Raw genomic sequence first — 19,267 nt, forward strand, 5'->3', positions numbered from 1 at the left:
ACTACTCGATCGGATGCCGAACCGGGCGCACGAACAGTGCGCCCGGTTTTCTTTTTCTCCCTCGTTCCTGAGGGACGAGTACACTGCTGCCGATGGCGAACGCTCCCGAACTGCGGAGCGTGCCGGTAGCCGCCCAACATGTTGGACAGAGAGGCTGAGCGTGCGCCGGATCGTCCGTCTCGGACTCTTCGATGCCGCGTACCACCGCAACCGCACGACAGCTGCGGCGCTCACCGCAGCCGGTGCGGTGCTCCGCGATGTCCATCTCCCCGTTCTGGAAACGATCGGTGATCGCTTGGCGCCGTCCCGTGACGCAGCTGCTTTGCTAGCCACAGCCCGGCGAGTAGCACTCGGCGAGATACGCCTCGTTCCTCGTGCCTGCTCGGCGATCGTCTGGGCGCAGGATCTCCTGTTCGGCTATCCCGGCCATTGGGATATCCTCAGCTGGGCACCGCTGGCCCGCCGACTCGGTCGCCGAGTCCTGTTCGATCCCCTGGTCACGCTGACGGAAACCTTCATCGAAGATCGGCGACTCGTCGCGCCGGCTACGGGCCGTGCGCGACTCATCCGTTGGCTCGATCGCGTGGCACTCCGTGCAGCGGATGTGATCCTGGCCGACACGCCTCAGCAGGCAGCGAGTTGGGCAGCACTCGCCGGAGTACCGCTTTCCCGTTTCATCGTTCTTCCCGTCGGTGTGGACGAACGTCTCTTCGATCCTGCACGGCGGGTGCAGGTCGTGAGACGCGGCGATGATCCGGATTGCTTGCGCGTTTTGTTCTACGGCACCTACAGTCCCTTGCACGGCGCCGAGACGATCGTCGACGCGGTTCACCGCTTGGAACGAGTCGGCGAGCGACTCGCGGTGGTGATGATCGGAACCGGCCAGTGCGAGGCAGTGGTACGCGGGCGGGCAGCGGAGGCTGGACTGCGTACCATCACCTTCATCCCGTGGGTACCGGAGCACGAGCTTCCCCACTGGATCGCGTGGGCGGATGTCGTGCTCGGGATTTTCGGGGCAACAGCGAAGGCGGGTCGAGTGGTTCCCAACAAGGTGTACCAAGCGATGGCGATGGCGTCTGCGATCGTGACGCGCGACAGCCCTGCGCTCCGCTGGTTGGCCGACGGCGAAGAGATCGCGCTCCTCGTGCCCCCGGCTGATGCCGACGCGCTGGCTGCCGCGCTGCGGGCCCTCCGCTCGCCGGACAGGCGAGCGGAGCTGGCCCGGGCCGCTCGAGCACGCTTCGAGGCGGTCGCCTCCGATCGGGCTCGGGCCAGTCGTTTGCGTCCCTTGCTCGACCCCTCGCGACCCGAGACGGGAGGTGTCTGGCTATGACCGTGTGCCCGCCGGCCAGGGTGCGACGCGCCCTCTGCCTCCTCCTCGGCATCGGCCTGCTCACTGCCGTCGTCTGGCGCGTGGGGTCGACGGCCTTCCTGCAGGCCTTGGGCGAACTTCCCTTGGGCGTTCTTCCCCTCGCTGTGGCGATCGGCGCCGTGCCGCCAGTCTGCTATGCCTGGCGCTGGCGCCGGATCCTCGAACTCGCCCACCAGCCGATTCCGATGGTCGAAGCTCTGCGAGTGACCGTCGCGGCAACGACGGCGAACTATCTCGTTCCTGCTTTCGGCTGGGCTCCGGCAAAGATCGTTCTGGCGCGACGCTGGCTGCAGATGGGCGTAACCAAAACGGTGCCTTCGGTCGTACTCGAGCAGCTGATCGATCTCACCGTGCTGGCCGTGCTGGCGGGCAGTGGGTTGCTCCTCATCGGCAAGCGGCCCATCCCGCTGCGAGCGGAAACGTTCGCCGTCTCCGCGGCCCTCGTGCTCGTCGTCGTTCTCTTCCTCGGGGTACTCGGTTCGGTCGCTCGCAAAGGTGGTCTGCCGGGGATGCGACGAGCGCTCGTGGTGAGTTGGCTGTTCGTGACCACCATGCTCGGTGATCCACTCGTGTGGGGCGCAACTGCGGGACGCTGGTCGGCGGAACTCCTGCTGCTCGGTCTTCTCGCCGCACTTTCCGGATTGCAGATCGGTTGGGCAGGCTCGATCGTGCTGCTGGCCGTCCCTGCGCTCGCCGGTGCACTGGTACCGATTCCGGGTGGAATCGGTGTTCGCGAGGCGAGCGGGGTGGCGATCGCTGCTTGGCTCGGGATCGATCCGGCGGCGGCCGGAGCGATCCTGATCTGGCACCGTGCCGTCACGCTCCTCGGGCTTGCGGGGGTAGGTGTCATTTCCGCTGTCGCAGGGGGAACGCGTCAGTGATGCGATCCGGAATCCGCAACCGTTTTCGGCAACATCATGGGCAGCTCGATCCCGTGCTGGTGGCGATCTGGGGCATGGGACTCGTCGTCCGTCTCGCCCTTTTGCCTCTCTCCTTCCATTCCGACCTGTATCAGGTCTACTCGCGTGCTCATCTCGCCGTTTCCACTGGTGCGTGGTGGAGCTGGAGTTCGCAGCTGGTCGCGCAACTCCTGCACGACGCCTGGCTGGCCCTGATTCTCCCCTTCCTGCCAGGGAGCGCCAGCGTTTGGTCGCCGACGGCGGCGGTCGCCGGTATCGGAGCACAACCGGAGGATATCGCTCGCTTCCTCGCCTACCCGCTGCTCGGGCGAGCTCTGGTCCTGATGAAGCTTCCGTACCTGATCGCCGATGCGATCGCGGGCTGGCTGATCGGACGACAAGTCGTGCCGGCGCAGCGGCGCTGGGCAGTGGCGCTCTGGTGGCTCAACCCGATCGTCGTCTACACGAGTGCCGTGTTCGGGCGACACGACAGTATCTGGGTCGTCGGCGTGCTGATCGGGATCGAGTTCGCCCGGCGAGGAGCGCGCTGGACAGGGCTGGGGGTCACGAGCCTCGCCGCAGCTGCCCGCTTTTTCCCAGTATTCGTGGTGCCGCTCTATCTCGTAGCCTTCCGGCGTTCCTGGCGGACTGTCCTTTTGGGGGCAGCAGGTATCGGCGGGCTCTGGATGGTGATCGATCTCGTTCTCCTGCAGCGCACGGGGCAGAGCCCCACGCTGACCTTGCTGGGCGAGTACCCGCATGTCCGCTATCTGATCGCCCTCGCTCTACCCGCTGGCGACGACGTCGCGGTGCCGATCCTGCCCCTGGCCTATACCGTATTCGTCTGCTGGTGGGGGAGTCGTGGGCCACGCGGAGTCGATGCCTACTGCGCGGGGGCAGCCGCGGTGCTCTGTGCTATCGTCGCCTTGACCCCGTTTCATCCGCAATACGTCATTTGGTCCCTCCCCTTGGCCGTACCATCCTTGGTCCGTGACCGCACCGGGCCAGTGCTCGCGGCGGCGCAGGCTGCGCTGTTTTTGGCCTGGCTCCCGCGGTGGGGCGCTGCAGCGACGACTGGGCTCTTGCTACCGCTCGGACGCGACGTGATCGAGACGTTACCCGACCCGCAACTGTTGCTGGCTGCGCTCCTACCGGCATCGGTCTGGCAGCCCTTCGTCCGGGGCGCTTTTGCCGGGGTGACACTTTGGATCGGCTGGCGTGCGCTCGTCGATGCGCGCTGGAGCTTGCAGGGGACGCCCGAGGATGACCGCGAGTTGGTGAGGATGGAGGCATGAGACCGCGAAACCTGCGCGGACTGTGCGTGCTGGGCTGGATCGTTCTGTGGTCCCTCGGTTGCCGAGCTCCCCAGACGCTGGTCGCGACGTTACCAGAGAGTACGAGCACACTCACGGTACGCACCCGAGTCGAGCAGCCATTCTATTCCGCGCGCGACGGTCTCACTGCTGTCCGTCTTCGCCTCAATTTGCCGGACAACTTCGCGCCTGGAGAGCGTCCCTCGCTCGGTGGGGGTGGAACGATCCGCATCGTCTATGCACCGGAGGTCGATCCACGTTATCCAGACAGCGATTTCTATGCTTGGCCGGCATCGCAAGGGTGGATCGGGGAGCTCCTACCGGGGCGCGTGATTTCCCAGAGGTTCCTCTCACGCTACCCCAATCTGGACGGGATCACCGTTCGAGTCGGCACATACGGTGCCGATGTCGGAACTGGAATAGGGCGGTTGCGCGAGGATGTTTCGGCGATCGTGCGAGAAGCGCCGATCGCTGGTCGGGAAATCACGGCGCTCCCGGGAGGTGGGGCCGTCGAGGTGATCGGCAGTCGTGAGGGTTGGGTGCGCGTGCGGCTCACGGATGGGCGTGTCGGTTACATCGATCGTGCGTCGTTCGCCGACCTTCCCGCTCCCAGGCGCGAAAACTGGGGTGAGTTGCTCTTGCGACTCTATCGCGAGGGAGAGGACGTTCCACTCCGCGAAGCGCGGCTCTCGGTACAGGACCTCGCCGACGAGAGCCACGTGACCTTCCGCTTTGCGCCCATTCCTGAATCGTATCGAGCAGTGTTTCGATTCACGATCGAGGCAGTCGGATCGGCGCCGGGTCACGCGGTGACAGTGTGGAGTGATCCACAGGCGGAGACGCTCGTGTTTCGTCCGACGTATGCGACGCAGGTGTTGGCCGAAGCCTCGCTCGATGCGGGTCGCTGGTCGGGGGTGGAGGGGACACTCGAGGTGCGGTTCTCCCCGATCCAGCCCACTCGCGACGTCTATCTGCGGCTCATCGTCGAAGCGAAAGAGCGACCGCTCATCGTGCACTGGTCGATGGTGCGCCCGCCGGGTAATTTGCCGCTGGCGAGTCGCGACGATCCGGGCATTTGGGGCGGGCTGGTCTTCAATGCTCGTTACAGCGAAACGGTTCCGATCGGCTGGCTCGTCCGGACAATCCTCGTCCGGGCGATTCGCGCGATCGTCAGCGATCCTGTACTCGGCATCGGGTACATGCTCGTGACGATCGGTGCGCTCGGTCTCCTGGCTTGGAGCTGGAGGAAGCGTGGTCGTCGAGCGGTCGTCTCGTAATTGTGTCTTGTGCGGCACGCGTTTCACGGGACGGCGGTTCCTCTGCCGCCAGTGTAGCGAGCGTTTTCGGCGGGAACGACCGAGTCGCGAACTCCGGCGCCGATTTTACGAGGCGGTCGACCTCCTCTACCCGAGTTGGGCGAACACCTTCGGCGCGTACAACGTGCCGCACGCGCTCTTGGCTGCACTCGATGCCATGCCTCGCTCCGTGCGTATCCTGGAACTGGGGTGCGGTGGCGGTGCACTCTTGCGGACACTGGCTGAGCGCGGCTTCGAGCGGCTCGTCGGGCTCGATTTGGCCCGGACGGCGCTGGGGGAAGCGAGCCGGCGAGCAACACCGGCCGCACTCGTTTTGGCGGATGCCGAGCGCTTACCCTTCCGCTCAGGGAGTTTCGACGTCGTGATCGCGACCGACCTGATCGAGCATGTCGATGATCTGGATGCGCATCTGGCGGAAGTGGCGCGTGTTCTTCGTCGCGGGGGCTGGTACTTGGTGAAGACTCCGAACCGCCTCCTCGCCGAGTTGTACTACCGAGTCGCTGGGTTGGACGATTATCCGTTCTGGCATCCTTCGATGCTGTCGCCTGGTGAGCTACGGGCATGCTTCGCCCGACACGGTTTTACGGTACGGATTTTGGCACAGCCGGCTTTGACACCAGCGCAGCTGCGCAAGGTGCCCACACCGCTCTTGCGGAGCATCGCCGCCCGGCTGCCGATCGCGCTCTTGCCGGTGTGGCTTCGGCCCCATCTGGAAGCGCTCGCCGAGCTGCGAGCGGAGCCGGACAGCAGCGGCAGTGGAGATGGTTGACGTACACTGGAGGAACGAAGCCGGGGAGCGCAGGCAATGGTGCTGGTGCGTGGTGGCTCGCTTCTTTTGCTCCTCGTCATGCTCGTCGGTGCCTCCTGTTTGGCAACGAGTCCACTCGGGCCATCGCTGCCGGCACCGCGTCCCGCACCCACGGCGACACCGGACCAGCCCAGATGGCAACGAGCGGAAGAGCAGCCGAGCGCGCTGGAAGGCGAAGAACGCGATCGGCTGATGACTGTCTCACCAGACTCGGCTTACCGAAACGACGTCGATGTTCGCGAGCTCTATCGTGATCTTTTCGCGTACGCGGACATGCCGCTCCGTTATCACGGCACCGTTTGGACAGTCGTCGAGCAGGGAGACCTGTTGTTCGTGCAGGTGCGCGTCTCCTTTGGGGACGGGCCGGACGACTGGCGCGCGATCGTCGTCATGTTCCCGCTGTACCGGTTCACGATCGAGCGAGCGCGGCTGAGCGAAGGAGCGAGCGTCGTCGTGTGGGGGCGACCCCGGACGATGTTGGAGTTCACCGACGATGCCGGGAATCGGGTCGCGCAACCTTTGCTGCTCGGTGACGGCATGACGATCCTCGAATGAACAGTGCCCCGTCCGTTCGAACGGGGCACTGATCCGTGGCGCATACGGGATTCGAACCCGTGATCTCCGCCTTGAGAGGGCGGTGTCCTTGGCCGCTAGACGAATGCGCCGCGGCACTGGGCAGAGTATACCAGCTCCGCTGATCCCTTGTCCAGTTGTCTCGCCACGCGGTTCTCGACCAGTGTGCCGAGTCGGATAGCGGCATTCGCTCGGGTCGTGCCGATCCGGTGAATTTGACGCAGCGTATCCAGCTCGACTATACTGCCCCGGAAACCTTCGCCATGCTGCCGCGCAGTCGTCGCTGATCGGCGCGAGCGCAGAATCCGATGACGAGAGGAAACGAACGAGTGAGCACCTTAGCGGAGCGTCTGCTCGCTGATCTTCAAGAGGCGGTCAAAACGGGCGATGTGACGCGTCGTGAAGTGATCCGTTTCCTGCGAGCGGAGATCAAGAACCGGGAGATCGACAAGGGGCGACCGCTGACGGACGAAGAGATCATCGAGGTCATCCGTCGTCAGATCAAGATGCGACGCGAGGCGATCGAGCAGTTCGCGCAGGGCGGGCGTCAGGATCTGGTCGAGCGCGAGGAAGCGCAGATTCGCGTCCTGGAGTCGTACCTGCCTCAGCAGCTGTCACCAGACGAACTCATGGAGCTGGCACGAGCTGTCGTCCGGGAAGTCGGCGCAACCGGTCCACGAGATATGGGCCGCGTGATGCCCGTTCTGCGCGAACGCGTGGGGCCGCGAGCTGAGGGACGTGCCATCGCCGAAGCAGCGCAGAAGGCGCTCGCTGAGGTTGCGGGGAGTTGACCTCGAGAGGCGACGCAGCGAATCGAGGTGACGAGCGCCGGTGCTGTCTCGTTTCGATCGCTTCTGGTCCGACTGTCTCCTGTCGTTCATCGCGCTGCGTCATCGAGCGCGTCGAATTCTCGTCTGGCTCGGCGTCTTTCTCGTCCTGTGGGCACCCCTCGCTGCGCTGGTCTATGGCGCCTGGGAAGCGAGCGGGATCGCGCTCCAACCGGGGCAGATCGCCGACCGGACGATCAAAGCACCGTACACGGCGACGTTCGAGTCGCGCTTGCTGACCCAGCAAGCGCGACAAGAAGCCTATGACGATGCCCGGAACATCGTTCTCGTCCGCGATCCGGCAGTGGAGGCAGCCCAACTCGAAGCGCTCAACCGGCTGCTCACACAGCTGGATGCGATTCGGGCCCAACGGGGTACCGATCTGGCTGCGGCTACCCAGCAAGCCCAGTCCGCTCTCGAAGGATTGGGTGCGGAAGATGCTCAACTGCTGGTGAGCCTCTCGGATGCGAGCTGGAGTCGGATCGAGGGAGAAGCCCGGCGGCTTCTGGCCAGCGTGCTCTCCGGTGAGGTTCGCTCGGACAACGTGGCGCAGATCAAGGAACAGCTTCCGGAACGGGTGTCGATCGAGTTGAATCCGGTCGAACGGCGGCTCGTCGTCGTGCTCGTCCGACCGTTCATTCGTCCGAATGTCCGCGTGGATGAGCAAGCGACGCGCGCGGCCCGCGAGGCGGCTGCTGCCGCGGTGTCTCCGGTCATGGTCACGGTGCAAGCCGGACAGGTGATCGTCCGCGATGGCGATCCGGTGACACCGGAGGCGTTGGAGAAGTTGGAGTACTTCGGGCTGCTTTCGCCGCGCCAGTCCTGGCCGGAATTCTTGGGATTGCTGGGTGTTCTGGCGCTGTGGGCGGGAGGCTTTGCCCTCGCGCTCTATCGCTCGGTCCAGCATACCAGACAGCCGCGCCAGCTTCTGTTGATCGTCGGTCTCGTCCTGCTGACGCTCGCGGCTGGACGTCTGCTGGTCACCATCCCCGATTTTCGTTATTCGTTCCCGGTCGCTGGGACGGTGATGCTCTTTGCGGTTCTCCTCGACTTGCGCACGGCGCTCTTGGCGAGCTGGTTTCTGGCCTTGGCGCTGGGGATTCTCGATGGGTTCTCCTTGCTCACCACTCTAGTCGCCGGCTTCGGGAGTCTGGCCGGGGCGGTCGTCGTCTGGCGAGCCGAGCGGACGGTGACCTTCCTCTGGGCGGGAATCGCCGTGGCAGCAGCGACCAGTGCGACTGCGCTGGCGGCGCTCCTCGCGCTCGGACGGCAAGTGGTCGACTGGAACCTCGCGGCAAACGTTCTCTTGCAGAGCGGGATCAATGGGGTACTCTCGGCGAGTCTCTGCTTTTTGTCCTTCAGCTTGCTCGGTCGGCTACTCGGCATCACGACGCATCTCCAACTCTTGGAACTGGCGCATCCGACGCAACCGCTTCTGTCCCGGTTGGCGAGGGAGGCTCCGGGTACGTACCACCATAGTCTCGTCGTGAGCAATTTGGCAGAAGCAGCAGCCGAGGTCGTCGGTGCCGACCCTCTCTTGACTCGCGTGGGTGTGCTCTACCACGATATCGGCAAGCTGCTGCACCCGGAGTTGTACGTGGAAAATCAAGCCAATCGCCTCAACATTCACGATTCACTCGATCCGCTCACGAGTGCTCGCTTGATCGAGGAACACGTGACAGAGGGGGTCAAGCTGGCCAAACGGGCACGCTTGCCCAAGCCGATCGTCGATATCATCCAGCAGCATCATGGGACGACCCTGATCAAGTACTTCTACGCCAAGGCCAAGGAATCTGGCCTGGCCGTCGACGAGCAAGCGTTCCGCTATCCTGGGCCGCGACCGCAGTCCAAGGAAGCTGCAGTCGTCATGTTGGCAGACAGCGTCGAGGCAGCAGTGCGTGCAGCCGCTCAGTCCGGGAAGTTGTACGAGCCGGGTGATCCACACTCGGTCTCGAAGCGTCTCGCGGAGATCGTCGACCGCGTGATTCGCGAGCGCTTGGAGGACGGCCAGCTGGATGATGCCGATCTCACCTTCCGCCAGATCACGGAGATCCGGCGCGTCTTCCTCACTATGCTGGAGGGGGTCTATCACCCACGTGTGGAATATCCGGAAGTTCGCCGCGAACCGGTCGTGACCGGCGTGGACGAGCGGGCGGCGGCCGAGGCATGAGCTGGCCACTCCGTGTCGGAATTCGCCTGAGCGAGGGACTCGACCGGCCGGTCTCGGTACGACGGCTGGCCCGCTTCCTCCGCTTCGTCGCCGAACGCGAGGGGGTCACGGGAGAAGTTGGCGTCTGGATTTGCCGCGATGACGAGATCGCCGAACTTCACGAGCGGTTCCAGGGAATTCCGGGGCCGACCGATGTCATGAGTTTCCCAGGAGAGCCGCCGTACCTCGGGGACATCGCTGTCTCAGCGGAAACAGCAGCCATGCAGGCAGCCGAGGTTGGCCACAGCGTGGGACGCGAGATCGCCTTCCTGACCGTTCATGGCTTCTTGCACTTGATCGGTTACGACGATCTGTCGCAGCCGGAAAGAACGCGTATGTTGGAGCGTCAGGAGGAACTGCTCCATGCCTTCGAGCGCGTCGAGCCAGGACAGTGGGAACCCGTTGCGCGTCAGCGTCGTCATGACGGTCAAAAACGAGGCGACAACACTGCCTGAGCTTCTCGCCTCGCTCGTCGCTCAGACCCGTCGGCCGGACGAAGTGATCGTCGTCGATGGCGGGTCAGACGACGGGACGATGGAGGTGCTGGACCGGTGGCTCGATCAGCTGCCGCTTCGTGTCATCAGCCTTCCGAGGGCGAACATCGCCGAGGGGCGGAATGCCGGGCTCGCGGTCGCAACTGGCGATATCGTCGCTGTCACCGATGGAGGTGTCGTCCTCCCACCCGACTGGCTGGAGCGGCTGGTCGCACCGTTCGAGGAACCTGACTCGCCCGATGTGGTCGCTGGTTTTTTCGTCGCTGACCCGCGCACGCCAGTCGAGCTGGCGATCGGTGTCACGACGCTACCCGATGCTGATGAAATCGATCCGCGACGCTTTCTCCCCTCCAGCCGGTCGGTCGCCTTCCGGCGTAGCCTGTTCGTCGCAGGAATCCGCTATCCGATATGGCTCGACTATTGCGAGGACGTGATCTTCGACTTGCGCCTGCACCGAGCGGGAGCTCGTTTCCGTTTCGAGCCGCGGGCGCTCGTCCGCTATCGTCCGCGCTCCTCGTTGGCAGCGTTCGCCCTGCAGTATTTCCGCTATGCCCGTGGCGATGGGAAAGCTGGTCTCTTTGCAGCTCGGCACCTGATCCGCTATGCGACCTATCTCGGTTTCCTGCCGCTCGTCGCCTGGCAGCGACGCTGGTGGCTCTTCGCGCTCGCTTTCGCTGGAGCTGCGTCGTATCTGCGGCGCCCGTACCGGCGACTCTGGCGACGGCGGCAGCAGTATCCGCGGCACTGGCTCGTGCGAGCTGCCCTGCTGATACCACTGGTGCGGCTCATCGGCGATCTGGCCAAGCAAGCAGGGTATCCGTTCGGGCTCGCCTGGCGCTGGCGACGGTATGGGATCAGGCAGACGTGGCGGTCGATTCCCGAGTCGCTGCCTCCAGCAATGCCAGTCGCAGGAACTCCGCTGCCCATAACCCGACCCGCCGGCGAATCTCTTGCGGATGCGACATGATCTCGTGCGAGCGTGTCACGACGGTTGTCGGTGTGCTCGCTGCTAGCGCTGCCTGCCCCACGCTGCGATCGACGGTCGGTCCTGGATCGATGCGCGCGACGATCGCCAGGCCACAGTCGCTTCCCGCAGTGACCGCGGTACGCCGAGCGAGATCGCGGGCGACCTCCTCGAGGGAGGAGGCGACGGGCGGCTGGGCGGTGAGGATCGTTGCGGTGCGCAGGAACTGCCCGGCAGCTGGTTCCTCGGCGAGGAGACTCGTCAAGCGACCACCACTCCCCCATTCGGTGATGGCGAGCGTCCAGCCAGCGCGTGCGAGCAGCTCGCGGATCGCCCCACCGAGCGTCGTGTCATCGGTTCCGTACACTGCCGGACCGAGCCGAGCACGGAGTGCGCGCTCGACCTCGTCGAGAAGGCGCTCAGCTGCACCGGCGTCGGGTGCGTGCGCAGTGATCCGGACATGGACGCCGTCGTCCTTGGCGTAGGTTGCGATGCGCGCGCGACTGTTCGTGAGAAGATCGCGGATTCGCTCTTCGACCAGCGATTCCCCCAGACCGATCGTCTTGAGCGTGCGGAAGCGAATCGCACCACCGCCGATGTGGGGGAGTACGCGTGGAACAGCTTGCTCACGCCACATGCGCATCATTTCGCGGGGGACTCCCGGCATGGTCACGATGATGTGCCCATCGCGGTGGACGAACCACCCTGGAGCGGTGCCGATCGGATTCGGGAGCGGCTCGCACGAGGGAATACGCGAGGCTTGCTTGGCGTTCCGTTCCGGCATGGTGAGGCCACGGGCAGCGAAAAAGGCGCGGATATCTTCGAGCAATGCGGGATCGATCGTGAGTGGCTCAGCCAGGAGATGCGCGATCGCTTCGCGCGTCAGATCGTCCTCCGTGGGCCCGATCCCTCCAGTCGTGACGATGAGCGAGGCATCCTCCCAGGCACGGCGGAGCATCCGCACGATCCAGTCGAGGTCATCACCGACCTGCGCGACCCAGCGGAGCGAGATACCGAGGGCAGCGAGTTCGCGGGCGAGGAAGGTGGCGTTGGTGTCGGTGAGATGCCCGTTGATCAGCTCGGTACCGATGGAGAGAACGACCGCATCCATCGCGCGCCCCCTGGTCGCGTACCACAGGAACGACGAGCGAGCAGGGTAATCCCTGCTCGCTGCCCCAGTACCCTCGGAGGGATTCGAACCCCCAACCTCTTGGTTCGAAGCCAAGCGCTCTATCCCTTGAGCTACGAGGGCCCATGCCCTGCGAGAAGTGTAGCAGATCGGTAACTCACTCGACTAGTCCTCTCGCGACAGGAGAGACCTGGCTGAGCCTCGTACTGTCCCGCGATCGCCCCGAGCACCAGGGAATAGTCGTTCGGACGACATCGTCACGGTCCTGGTATGCGTTTGCGCGCCAGGACCCGAATACGCCCGGATCGTCGTGCGAGTGCTGCCGCAATCGCGATCGGTGTAGTCGCCAGGATCGCTGCGAAATGCAGCCGGGCGAGGACATGCTCGATTCGTCGCCATCCCCTCGTGCGGGCGGCCAACCGGAGTCCCCACGCCCACTCCAGACCGTGCCATTCGTGGTGCTCAGCGACGATCTCGAGTCCGACCTGGGCACACGCGCGACGCAGCGTCGCTGGCGTGAAGACGCTCCGGTGGCGTGGCGGGTCGTATCCCATCCACGCGGAGCCGAAGCATCGCGCTGCCCAGGAGTCGCCGTTGGGTAACCAGAGCACGAGGGTACCTCCTGGGCGGAGGAGTGCAGCCAGTCGGGAGAGAGCTCGACCGGGTTCGGGGAGGTGTTCCAGGACGTGCTGCAGTAAGACGGTATCGTAGGCGGCCCGGGGGAGAGGAAGCGTCTCGAGGGTGCCCACCCGTACGTCCAGACCATGCCGGAGAGCGATCTGCGCTGCAGCGGGATCCGGTTCGATCCCGCTCACGAATGGGTTACCAGCGGCCCGGATGATGAGAAGGAGTTCGCCGGTCGCGCAGCCGATTTCCAACACATGGCGCGGCGGAGCCAGGCAGGGCCACAGCTTGCGGACTTCGCGCCGCAGGAGGAGCCGTCGGGCCGCCGCGGTCCAGCCGGTTCGACGGTAGGGATCGTAGCCAGCAGGATAGAACAGCGCTTCGCTGCCGGGTTGCGGTTGAGGGGTCAAGTAGCGAAAACCGCAGACGCGGCAGGCAACTAGCTGGACAGGGTGGGGCAGCGTGCCGTAGCGGATGTCGTCGAGCCAGCCCAGTGGCTCGGGGTCATCAGCGCCGCAGAGGCCACAGGACACGCCGACCAAGTGATGCGAACGGTCACTCATGGTCGTGCCGGTAATGCTGACGGATGCTGTAGTCCTGACGCGGGGAGGAATGCGCGATGAGCTCGGCCAGGAGACCGGTCAAGAAGAACTGCGCGCCGAGCGTCATCAAGAGAACGCCGAGCGTGAGCAGCGGTCGATGCCCGATCGGATGCCCGAGGAACCACTGGAGAGCCAGATAGCCATTGATGATAGTCCCGAGACCGAGCGCTGCGAGCCCGAACCAACCGAACAAATGGAGAGGACGAGGGCTGTACTGGGTGAGGAACAGCACGGTCAGTAAGTCGAAGAGTCCGCGAAAGAAGCGTGCTGGCCCGAATTTGGAGCGTCCGTAGCGGCGCGGGTGGTGCGTCACGGGAAGTTCGACGACACGAAAGCCCCGCGCGTGAGCGAGGACCGGGATGAACCGGTGAAGCTCTCCGTAGAGTGGAATTTCCCGTACAACTTCGGCACGATAGGCCTTGAGTCCACAGTTGACATCGTGCAGCCGGATACCAGTGAGGAGCCGCACGAGCGCGTTGAAGACCCACGATGGCAAGCGCTTCGTCCAGGGATCGCGACGCGGTGCTTTCCAACCGGTCACGAGGTCGGCTCGCTCGAGCGCGTCGAGCAAGCGCGGAATCTCGCGCGGATCGTCTTGGAGGTCCGCGTCCAGCGTGACGATGATGCGCCCCTGCGCGGCGCGGAACCCGGCTGCGAGTGCGGCGGATTTGCCGAAGTTCCGACGAAACTCGATGACCTGGACGCGGGGATCGCTCACGAAGAGTTCGCGGAGTACACGGGACGATCCGTCCGAACTTCCGTCGTCGACGAAGACGAGTTCGGCTCGCACGGGGAGGGTGGCCAGGGTTTCGCAGAGTGCACGGTAGAGTTCCGGCAGGCTTTCAGCTTCGTTGTAGACTGGAATCACGATCGAGAGATCGACCGGCTCGGATGGTTTTGGTTGCCAGTGCCGGTCCGGTTGGGCGGATAGCCGTGTCGCGGCCGGAACCGTCATGCACCCTACCCTTCCCCTCTTCTCTCATGGTAGCGGAGCAGAGCAGCAACTGCCAGCACGCTGGCAAGGGCCCCGCGACTCGCTCGGTTCGAGCGAGCTCGGCTCGACGCGTCTCATGGGAGCAGCGCCGCGATGAATCGGTCATCCGATCCTGCTTCTCGCTAATGGGCGAGGACAGGTCGCCTCCGTTCGGGTGACGGACACACCGGCGTCAACCGGGATGCTCGGGCGGTCGGCATACTCGGTGCGGAAAGGGGGAAGGATGCGTGCGCTGGATTTCGATGCCTGGTTGCTCGACTTGGACGGCGTCGTCTACGTGGGCGATCAGCTCCTTCCGGGCGTCGCCGAGGCGCTCGCGACGCTGCGAGCCACGGGCAAGCATCTCCGGTTCCTGACCAACGATCCACGACCGACGCGCGAGCAACTCGCTGAGCGCTTGCGTCGTCTCGGCATCGACGTGGCGGTCGAGGAACTCGTGACGTGCGGCTGGGCGACTGCCCGCCTGCTGCCTCAACTCGGTATCGGCACGGCGTACGTGGTCGGGAGCGCGGGACTCGCCGAGGAACTGGCCCGTGTGGGTCTCACCGTGGTGGATGAGGGAGTACCTGACGCCGTCGTCGTGGGAGCGGACGAGCGGCTGGATTTCCGGACTGTCGTCAAAGGAAGTCTTTTGGTCCAACGCGGTGCTCGCTTCATCGCGACCAATGCCGATGCATCTTACCCGATGCCCCTCGGAACGGTGCCGGCCACCGGGGCAGTCGTGTGTGCGATCCGTCTCGCGACCGGACAGCGCCCGCTCGTCGTCGGCAAACCGGAGCCGCTCATGTTCCAGCTCGCGCTCGAGACACTGCCCGCGAGCGCGACAGTGCTGGTCGTCGGCGACCGGGTGGACAGCGATGTCCTCGGCGCGCATCGCGCGGGACTTCCCGCGGTTCTCTTAGCAAGAGAGGAGCCGGATTTCCCCGCGCGCGACTTGCGTCGTCCGGAGCGAGTCGTGGCCTCGCTCGCCGAACTCGTGACGGCTTCCCCAGAAATACCGCTTCGACCGTTCGAGGACGTGAGGTGGCCTGAACGTGTCGTGGCCGGTGTCATCCTGGTCGTCCTCGACGAGACGCTCGAAACGGTCGCGCTGGTGCCGGTAGCCGGTAGCTGGATGCTGCCCTGGGTCGCGCTGGAGCCGCTCGAGTCGTTTGCCGAGGCTGCCCAACGACTGCTCGCCCGGATGCTCCCGTCGCAGCCGGTCTCACTGACCTTCCTGCCAGAGCTGGTCGACGGAACGCTGCTCGTCCGGAATGGCGACGGGGCGCTCGTCCAGTTGGCTGGACCAGTGGCCGTCGGGCGCAGCGCGGGGAGCATGCTCGCCGGTGGCGCGGAGTGGCGCGAGGTCGCATGCGCCCGCCAGGTGCTCCCCGCAGATCAGGCCCGGGTGCTGGAACTCGCGCTGGGTGCGCTCGGTTGAGCGCGGGCGACGAGCAGCGCAGTGCCCGGATCGGTGGTGGCGATCCATCGCCACTCGTGGAAGCCAGCCCTTCCCAGCCATGACTCCAAGTCCTGCGCCGTTGGATTGCGTCCGCGCTCGGTGGCTAAGAGCATTTGGAGATCGTGAAGGGCATGCTGAAGGATGGCGCTGGGGGGTGCTGTGGGCGGCGTTGCGCGGATCGCTAACCAGCCGGTCGGCAGCAGGACCTGCCGAACGCGTCGCAGCAGTCGCTCGGCCTCCTGCTCGCCCATCCCGTTCAGAACACCGAAGAGAAGGACGAGGTCGTAGGCTTCCCCGAGCGGGTCCTCGAAGAAATCACCACCCTGGAGCTGGATCCGGTTCCCCAATCCTTGCCGATCCACCAGTTCGCGCGTCACCGCGATGACCGGTGGACGATCGAAGACGGTCGCCTCGAGCCCCGCATGGAGCCGCGCGAGCGCCATCGCGTATTCCCCATGGCCACCACCGAGATCGAGAACGCGCGGACGCGGACGATCGGTCAGGAGCGGCAACAAGGCTTTTGCCACGTCCTCGCTCGTCATCCGAGCGACTTCGTACAGCATGAGGGTGAAGCGGCGTACCCAGTCGCCGGCATCTTCTTCGCGGCGACTGGCCTCCGGTGCGCGACCAGTGCGCACCGCTTCCGCGAGCAGGCTCCAGCGACGATAAAAGGCTGCTTGGGCAGCGAGGAAATGGGCCAACGAAGACGGCGAACTGGGGACGAGCGTTTCTCTGCTCAGAGTAGTGAGCTGCCATCCTACTGGTGTTTCGGTAACGAGTTCGAGAGCAGCAGCGGCGCGGAGGAAGCGGGCCAGCGCTGAGGGGTCAGCTCCGAGGGCGAGCGCCAGCTCGCTGGTGGACTTCGGTCCGTCGCCGAGCTGTTCGGCGATCCCGAGTTCGGCGAAGGTGATGGCGAGTGCAGCGATGCGGAAACTGTGCGCGAATTCGAGGATGCGTTGCTGGGATGGTGTGGGAGGCATCGTCGATTCCTCGTTCACATAGCTACCACGCGCGGAGCACAGGGCGAGTCAGACAAGTTGGACCGCCGGATCGATTATGCGAGATCTCTCGACCGTCGTAGACGAAGACTGTACAGCCTGCTCCCTCGAGGGCAGCGATCGTTCGCTGGTTTTCCTTCAAGATGACGCAACGCCGGGGAGCGAGTGCCAGGATATTCGGTGCCTGGGTCGCGAACTCGTCCTCTGGAACAGGGATGATCTCGATTCTGCGGTCGACGAGCATTTCTGCCAGCCGCACGGGGAGAAGCGGCAAATACGCCACGACGAGATCGGTATCGACCGGGCTGAGGAGCGAGAGCAGGTGCAGGCATTCGCCGGGGCCATGCCAGTGCGGCAGATCTACCGCGATGACCTGGACAGCCTGAGGGCGGAGCAGATCGGCGAGCTGGGCGATGCCCGTATCGTTCGTCCGGTAGCTGCGGCCGACGATCAGGGTCTGCTCGTCGAGCCAGAGGCAATCGCCTCCCTCCACGGTGCCTGGTGACTGGATTCGGCCAACGATCGGGATCCCGAGATCTCGCAGCACCCGCTCGAGGGCAGCGACCTCCGGTTGACGGAGTTCCTCGCCCATACGCAGGAGGATCGCTCCTGCCGATGTGACCAGGACGGGGTCGAACGGGAAGATGGCATCTTGGAGAGCTGGGTCCTCCGGTTCGACGACGATGGTCTCGATTCCCTCCCGCTCGAGCAGGGTGACGAGTGCGGTGTGCTCGGCAGCCGCACGCTCGTGGTCGATCGGGTGGAGGTACCCGAAGTCCCGCCAACAGTCTGGATTCGGGGGTGGAACAGGTCGAACGAGCAAGACGCGCCGGAGCGGCGCGACCATCGACTGTGCACCCCATCCGGTCGTCATCCGAAAAACTCCCTTCAGCAAAATGCCTCGTGAGCGCCACGGCTGGCGCTCACGAGGCTCACTCCGATCGCTCGGTTCAGAGCGCTTCTCGCCACATGGCCCAGAAGTTGTAGCTGTTGATGTAGATCGGGTTGGGGACGTAACCGCGAATATCCTTCTGCAGCACAGTGGCCTTCTTGATCTGGGCATAGAAGATAGCGGCTGGGTCGTCCCAGGTGAGAATGCGGACGATTTGCCCGGTGAGGCGCCGGATCTCGTCCTCCGTCGCTGCATCCTTTAGCTGATTCATGAGTCGATCGACCTCGGGATTTTGGTAGAACATCGCGTTCGAACCCTTGGAACCCACCGAGTCGGAGTGATAATTTGGGTAGATCTGGTTCCAGGAATCGTTGTAGTCCGGCCACCATGCACCGGACATGAAGTGCGGGCGCTGTTCCGGCGGTGTATCACCGTAGGCGAGTTCTAGGAGCGCTGCCCGCTCGACCTGCTGGAGCTCGAGCCGGATACCGATCTGGGCGAGATTGGCCTGGAAGAGCTGAGCCATCGCGGCGTCCGTCTGATCGCCGCTCGAGTACATGTACGTGAAGGTGTCGCCTTCCTTGATCCCTGCCTCGCTGAGCAGCTGCTTGGCCTTCTGCAAGTCGGTCGTGTAGGTCGGTATGGAGGGGTCGTAACCGATGACGGTATCAGCGATCGGCCCGTTGATCGGCTTGGCATAGCCGCGCAACACCTTTTCGATTACTTCTCGATATGGCCACGCGTAACAGAATCCCTGACGCGCTTTCGCGGACAACAAGGCGTAGTTCATCCGGACCCAATCGACCTCGGTCGTGTCGTACTCGACGATCTGGAGATTCGGATTCTGCTTCATGGCCAGAAGGTCTTCCGGATTGATGTAGGCACAGGCGTGAGCCTCGCCCGTCTCCATGAGTTGGCGTCGGGTGGCGTCCTCGGGGACGACCCGAGCGATGATCCGGTCGAAGAAGGGCCGCTCGCCGTGATACTGCTCGAACCGCTCGAAGACGAACCGTTCTAGCTGCAGGAGTTCGACCGCCTTGTACGGGCCGGTACCGACGATGTTCTGGCTGAACCAGTCGTGCGCGAATTCATCGTCGGCAGTCTTGTGCTCGTCCCACGCTTTCGGCGAGACGACCAGCGGCCCGTACTCGGAGGCCATCGCAGCCAGGAAGAGGGGTTGTGGTTTGGTCATGACGAACTTGATCGTCGTGGGGTCGACGACCTGAATCTGTTGGTCGGGATCCTCGACGAAGCGCGAGATCACATTGACGGGCCCTCGACCCATCTCGAGGAAACGCGTGAACGAGCGCTTGACCGCGTCGGCGTCGCACGGAGAGCCATCGTGGAAGACAGCGTTCGGCGGCAGCTTGAAGGTGAACTCGGTGAAGTTGTCGTTGTGCGACCACTCACGAGCCAGCATCGGCTCGTAGTCGAAGGTCGACTCCCCCTTCAGCTTGATCAGCATCTCGTAACAAGCGAGAAAGAGTGCCGAAGCCTGGTTATCGTACGCTGATTGCGGATCGAGGTCCGGTACGCCACCGGAGAAGAGGACGACGAACTCGCGATTCGTCGATTCGCGTCGGCCGGTGGGGGTTTGGCCGGGCTGTGGGGTCGCGACTGGAGCAGGGGCGGTCGGCGTTTCACCGCCTCGGGCACACGCAGACAACAAGGCGAGAATCGTCGGGGTGGACAGACCGAGTGCCAGGCCGCGGCTCAAGATCTGCCGTCGCGTGAGCCGGCCACTGCGTGCTGCCAGCAGAAGGGCGAGCGATTCTTCGGGACGTCGGGGATCCATCGTGCTCCTCCTCTCGA

At 64.6% G+C, this 19,267-nt stretch carries 17 protein-coding genes and 2 tRNA genes; 11 read left to right on the forward strand and 8 right to left on the reverse strand.

The window, feature by feature from the left end; all coding sequences use genetic code 11:
- The first annotated feature begins 160 nt into the window (after positions 1-160).
- Genes ACWIVK_RS03980 through ACWIVK_RS04005 form a run of 6 tightly spaced genes read left to right on the forward strand, consistent with a single transcriptional unit; the run spans position 161 to position 6,263 of the window.
- Positions 161-1,333 (forward strand): glycosyltransferase, encoded by a 1,173-nt coding sequence (locus tag ACWIVK_RS03980; protein ID WP_448575286.1) that lies wholly within the window; start codon positions 161-163, stop codon positions 1,331-1,333.
- Positions 1,330-2,253, forward strand: a complete 924-nt coding sequence (locus ACWIVK_RS03985) for a lysylphosphatidylglycerol synthase transmembrane domain-containing protein (RefSeq protein WP_448575287.1) — start codon at positions 1,330-1,332, stop codon at positions 2,251-2,253. Before ACWIVK_RS03980 ends, ACWIVK_RS03985 begins: the two co-directional genes overlap by 4 nt.
- Positions 2,253-3,566 (forward strand): hypothetical protein, encoded by a 1,314-nt coding sequence (locus ACWIVK_RS03990; RefSeq protein ID WP_448575288.1) that lies wholly within the window; start codon positions 2,253-2,255, stop codon positions 3,564-3,566. Before ACWIVK_RS03985 ends, ACWIVK_RS03990 begins: the two co-directional genes overlap by 1 nt.
- The gene (locus ACWIVK_RS03995) at positions 3,563-4,861 is read left to right on the forward strand and encodes an SH3 domain-containing protein (protein WP_448575289.1); all 1,299 of its coding nucleotides are present in this window, start codon (positions 3,563-3,565) and stop codon (positions 4,859-4,861) included. Before ACWIVK_RS03990 ends, ACWIVK_RS03995 begins: the two co-directional genes overlap by 4 nt.
- Positions 4,836-5,669 (forward strand): class I SAM-dependent methyltransferase, encoded by an 834-nt coding sequence (locus tag ACWIVK_RS04000; protein WP_448575290.1) that lies wholly within the window; start codon positions 4,836-4,838, stop codon positions 5,667-5,669. Before ACWIVK_RS03995 ends, ACWIVK_RS04000 begins: the two co-directional genes overlap by 26 nt.
- 36 nt (positions 5,670-5,705) lie before the next feature.
- Positions 5,706-6,263 carry a hypothetical protein gene (locus ACWIVK_RS04005; protein ID WP_448575291.1) on the forward strand — a complete coding sequence of 186 codons (558 nt, stop codon included), beginning with the start codon at positions 5,706-5,708 and terminating at the stop codon, positions 6,261-6,263.
- A gap of 36 nt (positions 6,264-6,299) precedes the next feature.
- Here ACWIVK_RS04005 and ACWIVK_RS04010 read toward each other — a convergent pair.
- A tRNA-Glu gene (locus ACWIVK_RS04010) sits at positions 6,300-6,373 on the reverse strand.
- Positions 6,374-6,610: 237 nt separating this feature from the next.
- Between ACWIVK_RS04010 and ACWIVK_RS04015 the strand changes: the two genes are divergently transcribed.
- Genes ACWIVK_RS04015 through ACWIVK_RS04030 form a run of 4 tightly spaced genes read left to right on the forward strand, consistent with a single transcriptional unit; the run spans position 6,611 to position 10,778 of the window.
- Positions 6,611-7,072, forward strand: a complete 462-nt coding sequence (locus tag ACWIVK_RS04015; protein WP_448575292.1) for a GatB/YqeY domain-containing protein — start codon at positions 6,611-6,613, stop codon at positions 7,070-7,072.
- 40 nt (positions 7,073-7,112) lie between these two features.
- Positions 7,113-9,278, forward strand: a complete 2,166-nt coding sequence (locus tag ACWIVK_RS04020; RefSeq protein ID WP_448575293.1) for an HD family phosphohydrolase — start codon at positions 7,113-7,115, stop codon at positions 9,276-9,278.
- On the forward strand, positions 9,275-9,772 hold the full coding sequence (ybeY, locus tag ACWIVK_RS04025; protein ID WP_448575294.1) for an rRNA maturation RNase YbeY: 498 nt from the start codon (positions 9,275-9,277) through the stop codon (positions 9,770-9,772). Before ACWIVK_RS04020 ends, ybeY begins: the two co-directional genes overlap by 4 nt.
- Complete coding sequence (locus ACWIVK_RS04030) at positions 9,681-10,778, forward strand: glycosyltransferase (protein WP_448575295.1); 1,098 nt, start codon at positions 9,681-9,683, stop codon at positions 10,776-10,778. Before ybeY ends, ACWIVK_RS04030 begins: the two co-directional genes overlap by 92 nt.
- Here ACWIVK_RS04030 and ACWIVK_RS04035 read toward each other — a convergent pair.
- From ACWIVK_RS04035 to ACWIVK_RS04050, 4 genes are all read right to left on the reverse strand, one after another.
- Entirely contained in the window at positions 10,666-11,886 is a 1,221-nt protein-coding gene (locus ACWIVK_RS04035) for a CinA family nicotinamide mononucleotide deamidase-related protein (RefSeq protein ID WP_448575296.1), read from the reverse strand. The genes ACWIVK_RS04030 and ACWIVK_RS04035 overlap by 113 nt on opposite strands.
- A gap of 68 nt (positions 11,887-11,954) precedes the next feature.
- Positions 11,955-12,027, reverse strand: a tRNA-Arg gene (locus tag ACWIVK_RS04040).
- Between the two features lie 134 nt (positions 12,028-12,161).
- On the reverse strand, positions 12,162-13,091 hold the full coding sequence (locus ACWIVK_RS04045) for a class I SAM-dependent methyltransferase (RefSeq protein ID WP_448575297.1): 930 nt from the start codon (positions 13,089-13,091) through the stop codon (positions 12,162-12,164).
- A complete protein-coding gene (locus ACWIVK_RS04050) occupies positions 13,084-14,085 on the reverse strand; it encodes a glycosyltransferase family 2 protein (RefSeq protein ID WP_448575298.1) in 1,002 nt (333 codons plus the stop codon). Before ACWIVK_RS04050 ends, ACWIVK_RS04045 begins: the two co-directional genes overlap by 8 nt.
- 262 nt (positions 14,086-14,347) lie before the next feature.
- Between ACWIVK_RS04050 and ACWIVK_RS04055 the strand changes: the two genes are divergently transcribed.
- Complete coding sequence (locus ACWIVK_RS04055) at positions 14,348-15,544, forward strand: HAD-IIA family hydrolase (RefSeq protein WP_448575299.1); 1,197 nt, start codon at positions 14,348-14,350, stop codon at positions 15,542-15,544.
- On the opposite strand, the gene ACWIVK_RS04060 is transcribed toward ACWIVK_RS04055, so the two are convergent.
- The 3 genes from ACWIVK_RS04060 to ACWIVK_RS04070 all read right to left on the reverse strand — a co-directional run bounded on the left by ACWIVK_RS04060 (position 15,502) and on the right by ACWIVK_RS04070 (position 19,250).
- Positions 15,502-16,545, reverse strand: coding sequence for a methyltransferase (locus ACWIVK_RS04060; RefSeq protein ID WP_448575300.1), 1,044 nt, complete (start codon positions 16,543-16,545; stop codon positions 15,502-15,504). The two genes, ACWIVK_RS04055 and ACWIVK_RS04060, sit on opposite strands and share 43 nt — an antisense overlap.
- Positions 16,546-16,567: 22 nt before the next feature.
- Positions 16,568-17,437, reverse strand: a complete 870-nt coding sequence (locus tag ACWIVK_RS04065; RefSeq protein WP_448575301.1) for a dimethylarginine dimethylaminohydrolase family protein — start codon at positions 17,435-17,437, stop codon at positions 16,568-16,570.
- A gap of 76 nt (positions 17,438-17,513) precedes the next feature.
- Entirely contained in the window at positions 17,514-19,250 is a 1,737-nt protein-coding gene (locus tag ACWIVK_RS04070) for an ABC transporter substrate-binding protein (protein WP_448575302.1), read from the reverse strand.
- Between the last annotated feature and the right edge of the window lie 17 nt (positions 19,251-19,267).

The sequence above is a fragment of the Thermomicrobium sp. genome (assembly GCF_053493975.1).

Coding starts and splice junctions, on each gene's coding strand:
- ACWIVK_RS04045 (WP_448575297.1), bottom strand. CDS start 13,091: ATGAGTGACCGTTCGCATCACTTGGTCGGCGTGTCCTGTGGCCTCTGC.
- ACWIVK_RS04005 (WP_448575291.1), top strand. CDS start 5,706: ATGGTGCTGGTGCGTGGTGGCTCGCTTCTTTTGCTCCTCGTCATGCTC.
- ACWIVK_RS04060 (WP_448575300.1), bottom strand. CDS start 16,545: ATGCCTCCCACACCATCCCAGCAACGCATCCTCGAATTCGCGCACAGT.
- ACWIVK_RS04050 (WP_448575298.1), bottom strand. CDS start 14,085: ATGACGGTTCCGGCCGCGACACGGCTATCCGCCCAACCGGACCGGCAC.
- ACWIVK_RS04030 (WP_448575295.1), top strand. CDS start 9,681: ATGCCTTCGAGCGCGTCGAGCCAGGACAGTGGGAACCCGTTGCGCGTC.
- ACWIVK_RS04035 (WP_448575296.1), bottom strand. CDS start 11,886: ATGGATGCGGTCGTTCTCTCCATCGGTACCGAGCTGATCAACGGGCAT.
- ACWIVK_RS04055 (WP_448575299.1), top strand. CDS start 14,348: ATGCGTGCGCTGGATTTCGATGCCTGGTTGCTCGACTTGGACGGCGTC.
- ACWIVK_RS04070 (WP_448575302.1), bottom strand. CDS start 19,250: ATGGATCCCCGACGTCCCGAAGAATCGCTCGCCCTTCTGCTGGCAGCA.
- ACWIVK_RS03990 (WP_448575288.1), top strand. CDS start 2,253: ATGCGATCCGGAATCCGCAACCGTTTTCGGCAACATCATGGGCAGCTC.
- ACWIVK_RS03985 (WP_448575287.1), top strand. CDS start 1,330: ATGACCGTGTGCCCGCCGGCCAGGGTGCGACGCGCCCTCTGCCTCCTC.
- ACWIVK_RS03995 (WP_448575289.1), top strand. CDS start 3,563: ATGAGACCGCGAAACCTGCGCGGACTGTGCGTGCTGGGCTGGATCGTT.
- ybeY (WP_448575294.1), top strand. CDS start 9,275: ATGAGCTGGCCACTCCGTGTCGGAATTCGCCTGAGCGAGGGACTCGAC.
- ACWIVK_RS04065 (WP_448575301.1), bottom strand. CDS start 17,437: ATGACGACCGGATGGGGTGCACAGTCGATGGTCGCGCCGCTCCGGCGC.